Raw genomic sequence first — 13,967 nt, 5'->3', positions numbered from 1 at the left:
TACACCTCACCTTAAAAACATTACTACAAAACATTAAACAAAAAAAACAAAAAAAAACGCCCCTAAAAGGAGCGCTTATTTAATTAAGTATTTATTATCGTTGCAAGTTCTTCGCTTCGATACTCATTGTTGCATGAGGAACGATTTTTAGCCTTTCTTTGCCAATTAATTTACCTGTTACTTTACAAATACCGTAAGTTTTATTTTCTACACGGAATAAGGCGTTTTTTAGGTCGCGTATAAACTTTTCCTGTCTGATAGCTAACTGTGAGTTTGCTTCTTTAGACATTGTTTCGCTTCCTTCTTCAAATGCTTTAAAAGTCGGAGAAGTATCATCTGTTCCGTTATTCAAATCATTCATGTAAGCACTTTTTATTAAATCCAGATCGGCTTGTGCTTTTTGTATTTTATTTTGGATTATTTCTTTGAACTCTGCCAAATCAGCGTCAGAGTATCTTGTAATTTCATCTATCATTTTATATTTATTTTGAAATTAATATCATTGTTTTTATATCATCAAATTCAATTTCTGTGCCGTTTTCTAAACTATCCACAAAAACCAATTCATCTGTTAATGTCTCAGACTTAATATAGTCTATATTTTTTAGAATTGCTTCTTCTAAAATACCATTTCGTTTTATTTGAACTTTAATCTTATCGGTAACTTCAAATCCTGAATCTTTACGGATATTTTGAATTCTGTTTACCAACTCTCTTGCGACACCTTCGTTTTTCAATTCTTCAGAGATTGTAATATCAAGCGCAACTGTTATTCCGTTTGAATTTGCAACCAGCCAACCTTCGATATCCTGAGATGTTATTTCGACGTCTTCTAGTGATAAAGTTACATTATTTCCAGCAATAACAATATCTAATGTGCCTTGCTTGTCTAACTGGTTAATCTGATTTGCTGAAAAAGACTGTATTTCTTTGGAAATCAGCCCCATATCTTTACCAAAACGTGGACCTAAGGCTTTAAAATTTGGCTTAATTTGTTTTACCAATATATCTGAATCATCCTCTAAAAGTATAATTTCTTTCACGTTTACCTCTGCTTTTACAAGCTCGGAAATAGCCAGAATTTCAGCTCTCTGATTTTCGTCAAGTACCGGAATCATTACCTTTTGCAAAGGTTGACGTACTTTAATCATTTCCTTTTTACGAAGCGATAAAACCAAAGATGAGATGGTTTGCGCCTTCTGCATTTTGCTTTCTAACGTTTTATTAACAAAGTTTTCGACAAATTTTGGAAACTGAGCCAAGTGAACACTGCTATATTGCTCAGATCCTGTCGAACTTGTCAAATCTTTGTACAATTTATCCATGAAAAAAGGAGCGATTGGAGCGCTTAATTTACTGATCGTTAATAGACAAGTGTAAAGCGTTTGATAAGCCGCGATTTTATCGTGTGCATATTCTCCTTTCCAGAAACGACGACGGCATAAACGAACGTACCAGTTACTTAAGTTTTCCTGAACGAAGTCAGAAATTGCTCTCGCTGCTTTTGTAGGCTCATAATCCTCGTAACATTCATCAACAAATTTTATTAAAGAATGCAATTCAGAGATGATCCACTGATCGATTTCAGGTCTTTCGTTTAACTGAATTTCAGCTTCTTCATATTTAAACCCATCAATATTCGCATATAATGAGAAGAATGAATAAGTGTTGTATAATGTCCCGAAGAATTTACGACGAACCTCAGCAATTCCATCAAGGTCAAACTTTAAGTTATCCCAAGGATTGGCATTCATAATCATGTACCAACGAGTTGCATCTGGACCATATTCTTCGATAGTTTTAAAAGGATCTATTGTATTCCCTTTACTCTTAGACATTTTTATTCCGTCTTTATCTAAAACCAAACCATTCGAAACCACATTTTTATAGGCTACTTTATCAAAAACCAAAGTTCCGATCGCGTGCAAGGTATAAAACCATCCACGTGTCTGATCGACACCTTCGGCAATAAAGTTGGCAGGAAAATCTTTATTCTCATCAATTTTATCTCTGTTCTCAAAAGGATAATGCCATTGAGCGTAAGGCATAGCTCCTGAATCGAACCAAACATCAATTAAATCGCTTTCGCGTTTCATTGGTTGTCCTGAAGCCGAAACCAAAGTGATCTGATCAACTACATTTTTATGTAAATCGATTAAATCATAGTTAGACTCAGCCATATTTCCGATTTCAAAACCTTTAAACGGATTTTCTTTTTGAAAACCTGCTTCGATAGATTTTTCGATCGCGTTGTATAATTCTTCAACAGAACCAATAAGAACTTCTTCTTTTTTGTCTTCAGTTCTCCAAATTGGCAACGGAATACCCCAATATCTAGAACGAGATAAGTTCCAGTCGTTGGCATTTTTCAACCAATTTCCAAAACGTCCTTCACCAGTAGACTTAGGCTTCCAATTGATAGTTTCGTTCAGATCGAACATTCTATCTTTTACATCGGTTACTTTTATGAACCAGGAGTCTAGTGGATAATATAATAACGGCTCATCAGTTCTCCAGCTGTGTGGATAACTGTGTACATATTTCTCAACCTTAAAGGCTTTATTTTCTTCTTTTAAGCGAATAGCGATCTCAACATCTACAGAACGTTCTGGAGCTTGTCCCGCATCGTAATATTCGTTTTTTACATATTTACCGGCCAATTCACCTAAATGAGATGTGAATTTCCCTTGTAAATCTACCAGCGGCACTGCTGTTCCGGTTTCGTCAAGAACCAACATTGGTGGCACTTCCGGTTTTGCTTCTTTTGCTACTTTAGCATCATCTGCACCAAAAGTTGGAGCGGTATGTACAACTCCTGTTCCATCCTCTGTAGTAACGAAATCTCCGGCAATTACTCTAAATGCATTTTCGGCATTTTGATATGGCAATACGTAAGGCAATAATTGTTCGTAACGAATCTCTACTAAATCAGCTCCTTTTGCTTCTGCTAAAATTTTGTACGGAAGTTTTTTATCCCCTTCTTTTACATTATCAAAGTCAGCATCGTCTTCACTTAAGAAAAATCCTTTTCCAAATTGTTTTCCAACTAAACTCTTAGCCAAAACAACATTGATTGGTTCAAAAGTATACTGATTGAATGTTTTTACTAAAACATAATCTATTTTTGGCCCAACTGTTAAAGCAGTATTCGATGGTAATGTCCACGGAGTTGTCGTCCATGCCAAAATGTGGATATCTCCAAAACCTTGAAGAAAACCAGGTAAGGTTTCCGGCAATGTTTTAAACTGTGCTACAATCGTAGTATCAGTAACATCACGATACGCTCCAGGCTGATTTACTTCGTGAGAAGACAATCCTGTTCCTGCTTTTGGAGAATAAGGCTGAATTGTATATCCTTTATACAACAAACCTTTATCATAGATTTGTTTCAAAAGCCACCAAACAGACTCCATATATTTTGGTTTATAAGTAACATAAGGATCTTCCATATCTACCCAATATCCCATTTTCTCGGTCAAATCATTCCATACGTCTGTATAACGCATTACGGTTTTTTTACACGCTTCGTTATATTCTTCTATAGAAATTGTTTTACCAATATCTTCTTTTGTAATTCCAAGTTCTTTTTCGGTACCCAATTCTACAGGTAATCCGTGTGTATCCCATCCGGCTTTTCTTTTTACCTGAAAACCTTTTTGAGTTTTATACCTGCAAAAAATATCTTTAATCGCACGTGCCATCACGTGGTGAATTCCCGGTAAACCATTTGCTGAAGGCGGACCTTCAAAAAACACGTAAGGCTCAGCACCTTCGCGAGTTGTTACGCTCTTTTCAAATATATTTTCTTTCTTCCAAAAATCAAGTACTTCTGACGCTACTGTTGGCAAGTCAAGTCCTTTGTATTCAGTAAATTTTGTGCTCATTTTATCCTTTTCTTAATCGAGGTGCGAAAGTAAGGAATTTTGGATTATTGACCATCAATTTCTTGAAATTTCACAAACTTTTGTTGAGATAATAGATACAAAAACAAAAGAATTGATTAGTTTCCGGTACTAAACTCAAAAAATTGAGCCATTAAACCAAAAACCAATCAATTCTAATAATTCTTTTTTATAAAACGAAAAGTCTATTTAAATCCTCCGAAATAAACTTCTTTCATGAAAATTCTATTTCCAAAAACAGGATTTACTTCAACTTTTTCGCGGGTTTCCTGATAAAGGGTTTCTCCGTTAAAATCTTCTATTTCATAATTAATCTTATGCGGAATTTTTCCTGAATTTAATGTCGAAACTGGTCGGTAATCTCCAAAAAGTTTTCTTTCGAAAAAGCTTTTATTTCCGTTATCAAATTCTGTTTTCTCCGTCGAAACTATATTGAAATTTTCTTTATCAATAAAAACATGATAATCTGTTTTAGGAATTGTTCTGTTACCTGAACTTAACGTTTTTTCAAAATAATTTAAGTGATAGCACAATCTGCCTTCGTACATTTCATCTGGCAAAAGCTCAAAATTATTCCATAAATCAAGTCTTAAATCGGTTAGAAAATTGATTAAGTCGACATTTTTAGACAAATTGCTATAATCGTACGAAGTGAGTTTTGCCCATTTCGCATTTACACCACTTTCGCGATCGTCATGACTCCAGGCTTCTGCTCCGTTCACGATTTCATAATAGCTTTCCGGCATTTTTTTTCTAAGAAGATAATTGGTGTTTGTGGCCCATTTTTCTTCTGTTTGAGGTATCTTATTTCCTTCTATAGAAAGTTTAGAAAACAAATGTGTTTTTTCGACTTTCTTCAAAGCCTGGCTTCCGCCTAAATTACCTATTACTTTAGCAAGCAAATTTGCATTAAGCTGATAAGGTATAGAATCAAGCATATTATATCGCTGCATTTTTGATTTTTCTAAATATGCTTCACGATTTGATTTCTCAATTTCCCACTCAGCATCTTGTTGTTGTATTTTTTCAAAAAAAGCTAATCTCTTTTCTTCTTTTTCTTCGGCAATTTTAAGACCTAACTTTTTAAGATCAGCAAAACGATTGGTATGGCTTCTTATTTTTTTCTCAGCAAAATTTCCTCTATTTACCCTATCAATAATAGATGCCCCTCGAGAATCCAGTTTATCGTTTTCGATAAGCAAATTAGCATATAGCAAGGCTTTTTCTTTATTTTCGAGCAGTAAATATGTTTCTGCTAAATTATTTGTAACAATAAATCGGATATATTCGTTAGCAGGCGAAAGCGGATATTTAACCAACAAACTTTCCAGATATTGCAAATGGGGAGCCAGCAACTTCTCGTCTAAACCTTTTTCAAGGGTTACTTTCTCCATTTGAGCTGTAATCTCTGTTTCAAAAGCTAGCATCTGCTTGTATTCTGAATGTCCTTTTGAGGTTACAAATTCAAATCTTTCTTTTGATTCACCAGTTGAATATCCAAATTTATAATTTAAAAACTCCTGGATTCTGATTGCTGTTTTAAAAATAACATTATCAAACCCAAGTCCCACATCGCTGTAATCTGAATCTTTTACTGCTGCTTTTACTTTTTTATCCTGATCTGAGGCTGCAAGTTTCATCGCTCCTAGACTATTCCCCACAGTTATTGAATAGGATTCTGAACCTCCAAAATCCTTAGTCAGTATTATTTTATCTCCATACTTGACATCTAGTTTTACATTGGTGATATAATTAGAATGTGTACCATAAGTCCATTTATTTTCTTTCTTATTAAAAGTACTATCTACTTGTGTATCTGTATATCTAGGCAAGGCAAAAGTCACGTAAATTTTAAGCTTCCCGTTTTCCGGATCTTTTATATATCCTTTAATATCAAAAAAGTGCTTTTTTAAATTCGCTTCTTCTTCCTGCAAAGATTTATCCATTTGATAAAAAGTGGTTTGTGTCAGCACATTGTCCAGAACAGGAAATTCTGAATATTGAATAACCGGAATATAAAATTTCTTTTTCTTCGAACTTATTTTTTCTTGTGCCTGAATTGAACCAATTACAAGCAAAGCAATTAAGAGTAATGTTTTTTTCATAGGCAAAAAAAAAAAAGCCACCAGAAATAAATTCTGATGGCTTTGGGTTTTTAATTTTCTTATTTTTTATTGAAAATTTGAATAGATTTATCAGACACATAAAAAATATTTTGTGTCGCAGGATCTACTTCATAAACTGGTTTATTGTTATTAAAAATAATTTTATCAACCTCAACTCCATCAACTTTACTCACTTTTACAAGAATTTTTTCTCCAGAATCTGCTTTTGCAAAAATATAAGAGAAGTCTCTATTTTGTTTCATTGCATTAAAACGAGAGTTAAATTTAGCTGCTACTATGCCAAGAGCTGCTGACCCAGCTGCATAAGCTTTTGCCTGATCCTTATTTGTCTGATCTCCTTTTGCAACTGCGGTTCTCATGTTACCGTCGGAATCACGATATGTCATAGTTATATCAGCACCTTTAACTGAACTTACTGCAGAACCAACACCTAAACCAATACTTCCAGCAATTGCAGCGCTTTTTAGCAAACGTCTTGTTCCTTCACCTGGTTGTGTATAAGTAAGGTGGTATTTTATAGTTCCATCCATATTAACCCCCATTACTTCAAGCGGTCCTGAAAGCACAACTCCCCAAGGAAATAATTCAATACTATTTAATTCTTTCTCTTTTTTGATATTTACTTTAGCAAATGGTTCTGGCTTATCGCTAATGCTTGGATCAAATTTGTACAATTTCTCGTCATTATATACCAAGTAAGAGTTTGTAGCTTCGTCGTAAGTTGGTAAAACCGGACGATCTTTTTCAAACTTAATATTACGTTTCCAAAGTTTAACTCCTGTTTTATAATCAACCATGTTTCCATAAGTCCCTGTAAGGTACATTACTTTTTCACCTACTTTTCCTAAGTAATAAATTGGATCTTCTTTGTCATCTGAAATTTCAATGAATTTTTTCCAAAGCTTTTCTCCGTCTTTGTTTATCAGCATCATTTCATTTTCTGCAACATATAAGAAATCCTGATCGATTGGAATCACTCTTTTCAAACCATCTCCACGAGCATCTTTTTTCCAGATTTTTTCTCCTGTAGTCAAGTCAAAAAAGTTAAAACCTCCATAATGAGCAATTAACAATTTTGTACCCCAATCTTCTAAATAAACAACACGTTTTGTTTTGATAGATTCTTTCCAGATACTTTTTCCGTTTTCTGTATTCAAAACATTCAAATATTCTTTGGCTGCAAATAAACCTTTACTGTTTACAACTACAATATTTTTATCATTTTGAGTCAAAAAGAATCTTGAATAATCTTCTTCAGCTTTCCAGTTTAATTTTCCTGAAGTTCTGTCAAATGAATATAGTTTTCCGTACAATAAATAATAAATTACTGATCCGTGCACTGTCGCTTTATTGGCATTTGCAGACTCTTTTAATGAGAAACTAAATAATGATTTTGCTTTGTCTACAGTGGTATTCCATTTTAACTCTCCTGTTTTCATATCTAATAAAGCAATTGCCATATCTCCGTCTTTTTTCAAAGTAAGCAAATACTCATCTGTTTCAGGAATAAAATCTGACTGCATTACCCAGAAAGATTCTTTAGACGAATTGTAAACCACTTTACCACTATCTGTATTAATGATAATATATTTACTATTGATGTAAGCCTCTACATAAGGACTTCTGGGAACACTTGATAAATCACTTTTTTCTTTAAAAAGTTTTCCAAAATCAGGATCAGTCAGGATATCACCCGCTGAAGTTGATCCAAAATCATCTTTTGTTAATGTCCAAACAATTTTTTTTGTTTCAGGATCTAAACCTTTTACAGTTCCGCCTTCTTTAAAAACAACAATTCCTGTTATTTCGTTTTGAACCATGTCTTTGACACTGTTCTCTGTAGTGATTATTTCGTCGTATTTTCTTTGGGCAGTCGCCGAGAAAGCAACTAAGCAAACTAAAATAATCGAAAAAGTAATTTTCTTCATAGTCGTTTTTATTCTTTAAAAGAATTAATATTTTACTGGGGTTTTTAGTAATGAATTCACTTATTAAAATAATAATTATGAAAATTTTAATAAAAATTCACTGCGCAAATATATAAAAATAGCATTCAGTTTAAGAAAAAATTTCTTTCAGAATATCAAGTGATTTCGGCTTCTTAAAACCGTCTAAGTGAAAGCTATAATAATCGATCAGAATCTTCAATAAAATCTGTCTTTCGATGACATGAAAAACTTTTTCAGTATTGTCAAATTTCAAATCAATTAATTTTTTAAAGAGGCTGGTTTCATGTTCTGTAAGTGCAGTCAAACCATGAAAAAGGGTAAAAACACCATCGTTTATTTCGAAGTAAGGCAAATCGATCTCTGACACATCCGGATAAAAGCCCAAATATTTTGTAATTTCTAAAAGCAAAATCAAATGAAAATTAGAAATTTCGTCATGATGATCCAGCCATGTTAAGGCGGTTTCTAAAAACACAAAAAGCAATTCGTTTTTCTCTTCTTCCTGAATAGAATAATGAAGCATCTCAGACAAAAACATGACCATGGTACTTTTTACAATATCTGTATGAATGCTTTGAAAAGGAACTGCAATTTTTATTTCTTTAAAATTCTCCAGCGTTCCTTTGTTTTTATGCACGGCTTCGATTTCGAGAATCGACAAAGGCTGAAAGTAAGCAATCTTTTGACTGGCTTTCCGGCTCGAAAAAGCATCGCGCACAAAATAAGATTTCAGACCGTTTGAAAGTGTAAAGCATTTTACGATCAGACTTTTTTCCTGAAATTTTAGTGATGATATTACTATGGCTTTGGTTTTGACTAGCAAAATTAGATTGTTAGATTATTAGATCGTTAGACTTCTTAGATTTTTTTTAGATTGTTAGATTTTTGATTACAAACTTTTGCCTATGAGTTCTTTGATTATTTAGATTTTAAACAATTATCTTATTATCTCAATTGCCACATTATCTAATTATCATTACTTTTTTAACTTTCGTTTCTCCACCATCCTGAGCAGAAATAAAAATCATATAAACTCCCGAGGCTACTTTATATCGCCCGAAAGCTGTTGTATCCCATTCTATCGTGCCTCCTGTCGAAGTGGTTTCGTATACTAAATTGCCTTCGATATCGGTAATCTTTATATTGGCCTTATCAATTAATCCTGCTACTTTTACTGTTCCTGAATAATTGGGACGAACGGGATTAGGATAAACGTAAGCATTATTTAAATCTTCATTGGCCTCGGTTGCAATTCCTTTAAAAGAAACCATACCTTTATCTGTAGCAATAAAAACCTCGCCTGTTGCACTATTAATTTTAATATCATTAATAACATTACTTGGCAAAGGAGAATTATTAATTGTAAAATGATATTTGGTTTCCTGACCGTTTGGCGATACCATAAAAACCCCAGAATCTCCGGTACCAATCCATTTATTATTGGCTCCGTCAACCACAATTACATTTATAAATTGCTCGTATAATAATTCCTGCGCCAGATTATCATCCATTATAATAATAGGATTTGCTTTAAGCTGACTCTCCGTTTGAAAACTCCCAACGTTTGACAAAACCCTCAATCCTTTTATTGTCCCAATCCATAATTGCCCTTTGGTATCGACAGCAACAGATCGAACATCTGCAGTTGGCAAATTTCCTACATCTGCCCCAAAAGTTATTTTTTTGAACGTATTGGTACTTTCGTTAAAACCAATCACTCCTTCTCTATTTGTCGATATCCATTTTGTATTATTTTTATCAATAGCAATATTGGCATAACTGGCAAGTTCGGCATTGTCAAGAATTATCGCTGTGGAATAACTTTGCCATTGTCCGTTTGTTTTTAAAACCTTTAAACCATTTTTGATTCTGCTATTGGTAATCCAGAGATTTCCTGATTTATCAAAAGCAGTCCCATTAATACGAACATCTATATAATTGGGTCCTTCGGTTGTAATACTTTCTAAACCGCTGTTTTTTTCATTATATAAAAACGTAGGTACATCCTGTTCAATCTTTAATAAACCTGAAAAAAATGAGCTTGCATAAACCTGTTTATCATTGTTGGGATTTACGATAATACGGGTCATAGATTTTGCTCCAAGAACATCTTCATAGGGTAAATTTAGCCATCCGGAAGTATCATACTTGCTAATGCCATAACTATCTAGCGGATAAGGATTATAAGATGAAGTATAATCTCCATACACTGTCCAAAGCACATTTGGCGCTACATCGAGCGAAAATATATTATTTTTTGTTGGCCCGGGCGGCGTATTGTTTTCGAAAGCCGAAACATTTGAAAGCGTTGATGCAAACAATCCTTTTTCTTTTGTTCCAATGTATAGCAGATCGCCAATAGCTGTCGCACAAGTAAAACTCAATGTATTATCTAAAACCTGAGTATTGGCAATCTGACGGTTTAAAACCATTTGATTTGAATAGACAAAAACCGTATTTGGCGTTGTCACAAATAATTTATTATTTACCGCCCGCATATCTGTAGCAGGTTGTGGAAGCTGCAAAAATCCAACAAATATATTCGAATTATAACGATGGATATATCCTCCTGAATTAATCGCGATAAGTGTTGTATCTAACGTTTCTACACTCGACCAATCTCCTGAATTTACCAAAACCCACTGATTAAAATCGATCAGGTTGGCATTGGTACTATTGGCTTTTCTGATTCCGTTTGAAGTTGCTGCATAAATAAATCCGTCGAAATAAGCGGTTTGTCTTATATTGATTTCTGCTCCGTTATCACCAATAAAATAAGTATCTCCAAACTGGGATGTGGTTAAATTAAACTGCACAATTCCAAAATCACAAGAAACATAAACCAAACCATCATGCTCCATAAAATGATTAATTTTCTTGAGGTTTGCCGGCAATTGCTTGTTGATAATATCTACAACTTTTAATATGCTGCCATCTTTTTCATTGATTACAATCATCAAACCATTTTCGTAACCAATGATCGTTTTTTTGAATCCTTCGCTGTGGTATAAAGCCGAAATGGTCTGACCCGAAAGTCCATCAACCGTAGTGGTTGTTTTAATGTTGTTTGTAGTGGTGTTTTTAGAAAACAATGCATTTTCTGAAGCTGCAAAAACCGCTGTTGGAGCTTCTGAAATATCTTTTATTTCATTAAATGAAAAATAACTCTGCCATGACAATTTATTCTGAGCGAAACTAAATTGAAACAACAGCAATAACAAAACATACAGAAAAATTCTCTTCATTACTTAATATATTCGGATAGACAAATATACTACAAACGAAAGTATTTGATTTTTGTTCTGCTTTAAATAAAGCTCTTTTTTGAACCATTAAGAGATTAAGAAAAATTAAGCTTTAAATATGAAAAAAATCTAACTTAAAAGGGGATTTAAAATCAAAACACTTTGTGAATTCGTGGCGAAAAATAAAAAAATGCCTCCAGTTATCTTTTAAAAAGACAAATGAAGGCATCTTACAATTGTAATTAAACTTTACACTACACCCTGAGCAAGCATAGCATCGGCCACTTTAACAAATCCGGCAATGTTAGCTCCTTTTACGTAGTTCACATAACCATCTTCTCCCATACCGTATTTTTTACATTGGTTATGAATTCCAACCATGATATCTTTTAATCTCAAATCAACTTCTTCACTAGTCCAGTTTAAACGAATAGAATTTTGCGTCATTTCTAACCCAGATGCAGCAACTCCTCCGGCATTTGCAGCTTTACCAGGAGCAAAAAGTACTTTATTATCTAAAAACAATTTAATAGCATCTAATGTCGAAGGCATATTTGCAGCTTCAGTAACACATAAAACACCATTATCAATTAGTTTTTTAGCATCTTCTCCTGTTAATTCATTTTGAGTAGCACAAGGAATAGCAATATCAACTTTTACCTCCCAAGGGCTTTTTCCTTTATGGAAAACAGCATTTGGATATTTCTTTGTGTAAAGTTCAGCTCTGTTGTCTCCGGTTGCCCTCATTTCGACCATATGCTCGATTTTTTCTCCAGAGATTCCTTCTTCATCATAAATATATCCATCAGGTCCTGAAATAGTAACTACTTTACCACCTAATTCATTTATTTTTAGCGCCACTCCCCAAGCTACGTTTCCAAATCCTGAAATAGCAACCCTTTTACCTTTTATCTCATGCCCTATAGTACGAAGCATTTGATCTGTAAAATAAACAACTCCGTATCCTGTAGCTTCAGGACGTATTAATGAACCACCGTAAGCAAGCCCTTTTCCTGTAAGAACTCCGGTAAACTCATTTCTGATTCTTTTGTACTGACCAAATAAGTAACCAATTTCTCTGGCTCCAACACCAATATCTCCTGCAGGAACGTCAAGATCCGGACCAATATGACGGCATAATTCGGTCATAAATGATTGACAGAAACGCATAATTTCGCCATCAGATTTTCCTTCAGGATCAAAATCAGATCCTCCTTTTCCACCACCCATTGGTAATGTTGTCAAACTGTTTTTAAATACTTGTTCGAAAGCAAGGAATTTTAAAACAGATAAATTTACTGTATGATGAAATCTGATTCCGCCTTTATAAGGTCCAATGGCAGAGTTCATCTGAATTCTGAATCCTCTGTTTACAATTATTTCTCCTTTATCGTCAACCCAGGGAACTCTAAAAATTATAGATCTTTCCGGCTCAGCAATTCTTAGAAGTAAATTTTTTCCATCATATTTTTTTCGCTCTGCAATAAACGGAATTACCGTTTCTGCAAATTCTCTAACTGCCTGAAGAAATTCTGGCTCGTTTGGATTTTTAGACTCAACAAGAGCCATAAATTCATTTATTTTTTGTTCCATTTTTAAATAAATTATTCAATAAATAGTTGATAAATTTTAAGTCAATTCAATTAAAAAAACATGCTTTAAGAAAACGTTTTCGTAATGACGCGCAAAGATAATGCAAAACGATCATGGTTTGTTAATATTTTTCGTTTTTGGAGCAAAATTGTGTTATTTCTAAACAATACTAAAAATACGATTTTACACTGTTGAATTTGCATGAAATTACAGCACTTAAAGTTAGACATTTAAGCTTTTTGTTATTAAATTTTTAATACAAGTATTTATATATTTTGATTAGACAGGGTTTTTTATATATTTGCCAAGATTTGAAAGCCCAAAAACATGCTCAAACCTATAATAATCACGCTATTCGCCTTTTTTGGAATACCTACAATAGCAAACGCACAATCTAGTCTCGCCCAAGAAGTAGGAATAATATTCGGACCTTCAACTTTTCAATCTGATTTTGGTCAAAGAAATAATTTTGATACCAATATTGGAAACACAGGATTCGGAATTGGGATTGTTCATTTTATAAACTTTTCTGCCAATAACAATCGAGAAAGTTTTTTTACAGAACATTTTAAAGTAAGATCTGAACTTTCTTTTAATCAAACCAAGCTGGAACACTTTGGCGAATGGGTTGACATCGAAAAAAAGAAAAATCTTGTACAACATCTTAGAGGAATGCATGGCACCTCGACCTTAGTAAATCTTGGAGCTCAATTAGAATTTTCTCCTTTTATGAAAATTCACGATTTCGAAAATACAATTGGCAGTTTTAGCCCTTATATAAGTTTAGGTTTTCAGGTGAGTTATTACAGAACCAAAGTTGAATCAAGACTAGGTGCATTAGGACTTCCTCTAACCACTTATCCAAAATACCTAACTCCTTCTGATGGACGTCAGTTTGGTTTCTCTAACGAAAATGGCCTGGTTATATCAGGAACAGTAGGTGCTGGGGTACACTACAAACTAACTACAATGAGCGATTTAATGTTTGAAATCCGTTATCAGGGTTATGCTTCTGATTGGGTTGATGGTTTAAATCCGAATAAAGATATTTACAAAGAAAACAAATCAAACGATTCACAAGTTTGGTTCAACGCAGGATATATTTATTATTTAGAATTTTAAAGAAATCCCAACATATAAAAAATCCCAAAT

General features: G+C 33.6%; 8 protein-coding genes. 1 reads left to right on the top strand and 7 read right to left on the bottom strand.

Annotation, left to right across the window (positions count from 1 at the left end; translation table 11 throughout):
• Positions 1-94: 94 nt before the first annotated feature.
• The 7 genes from GIY83_RS21370 to gdhA form a co-directional block, all read right to left on the bottom strand.
• Complete coding sequence (locus tag GIY83_RS21370) at positions 95-475, bottom strand: TraR/DksA C4-type zinc finger protein (RefSeq protein ID WP_007807070.1); 381 nt, start codon at positions 473-475, stop codon at positions 95-97.
• Between the two features lie 7 nt (positions 476-482).
• Positions 483-3,884 carry an isoleucine--tRNA ligase gene (gene ileS / locus GIY83_RS21365; RefSeq protein ID WP_208683373.1) on the bottom strand — a complete coding sequence of 1,134 codons (3,402 nt, stop codon included), beginning with the start codon at positions 3,882-3,884 and terminating at the stop codon, positions 483-485.
• A gap of 203 nt (positions 3,885-4,087) precedes the next feature.
• Positions 4,088-6,007 (bottom strand): hypothetical protein, encoded by a 1,920-nt coding sequence (locus GIY83_RS21360; protein ID WP_208683365.1) that lies wholly within the window; start codon positions 6,005-6,007, stop codon positions 4,088-4,090.
• A gap of 59 nt (positions 6,008-6,066) precedes the next feature.
• Entirely contained in the window at positions 6,067-7,956 is a 1,890-nt protein-coding gene (locus GIY83_RS21355; protein ID WP_208683363.1) for a PQQ-binding-like beta-propeller repeat protein, read from the bottom strand.
• A gap of 130 nt (positions 7,957-8,086) precedes the next feature.
• Positions 8,087-8,800, bottom strand: a complete 714-nt coding sequence (gene recO / locus GIY83_RS21350; protein WP_208683361.1) for a DNA repair protein RecO — start codon at positions 8,798-8,800, stop codon at positions 8,087-8,089.
• Positions 8,801-8,939: 139 nt separating this feature from the next.
• Positions 8,940-11,222, bottom strand: a complete 2,283-nt coding sequence (locus GIY83_RS21345; protein WP_208683359.1) for a two-component regulator propeller domain-containing protein — start codon at positions 11,220-11,222, stop codon at positions 8,940-8,942.
• A gap of 249 nt (positions 11,223-11,471) precedes the next feature.
• A complete protein-coding gene (gene gdhA, locus GIY83_RS21340) occupies positions 11,472-12,815 on the bottom strand; it encodes an NADP-specific glutamate dehydrogenase (protein WP_194617340.1) in 1,344 nt (447 codons plus the stop codon).
• 327 nt (positions 12,816-13,142) lie between these two features.
• Between gdhA and GIY83_RS21335 the strand changes: the two genes are divergently transcribed.
• Positions 13,143-13,937, top strand: coding sequence for a glutamate dehydrogenase (locus GIY83_RS21335; protein WP_208683355.1), 795 nt, complete (start codon positions 13,143-13,145; stop codon positions 13,935-13,937).
• Positions 13,938-13,967 lie beyond the last annotated feature (30 nt).

The sequence above is a fragment of the Flavobacterium sp. SLB02 genome (assembly GCF_009664855.1).
GTDB lineage: Bacteria > Bacteroidota > Bacteroidia > Flavobacteriales > Flavobacteriaceae > Flavobacterium.
Note: the sequence above shows the minus strand (reverse complement) of the source record. Positions and strands in the feature narration are given on the sequence as shown.

Coding starts and splice junctions, on each gene's coding strand:
- GIY83_RS21370 (WP_007807070.1), bottom strand. CDS start 475: ATGATAGATGAAATTACAAGATACTCTGACGCTGATTTGGCAGAGTTC.
- ileS (WP_208683373.1), bottom strand. CDS start 3,884: ATGAGCACAAAATTTACTGAATACAAAGGACTTGACTTGCCAACAGTA.
- GIY83_RS21360 (WP_208683365.1), bottom strand. CDS start 6,007: ATGAAAAAAACATTACTCTTAATTGCTTTGCTTGTAATTGGTTCAATT.
- GIY83_RS21355 (WP_208683363.1), bottom strand. CDS start 7,956: ATGAAGAAAATTACTTTTTCGATTATTTTAGTTTGCTTAGTTGCTTTC.
- GIY83_RS21345 (WP_208683359.1), bottom strand. CDS start 11,222: ATGAAGAGAATTTTTCTGTATGTTTTGTTATTGCTGTTGTTTCAATTT.
- gdhA (WP_194617340.1), bottom strand. CDS start 12,815: ATGGAACAAAAAATAAATGAATTTATGGCTCTTGTTGAGTCTAAAAAT.
- GIY83_RS21335 (WP_208683355.1), top strand. CDS start 13,143: ATGCTCAAACCTATAATAATCACGCTATTCGCCTTTTTTGGAATACCT.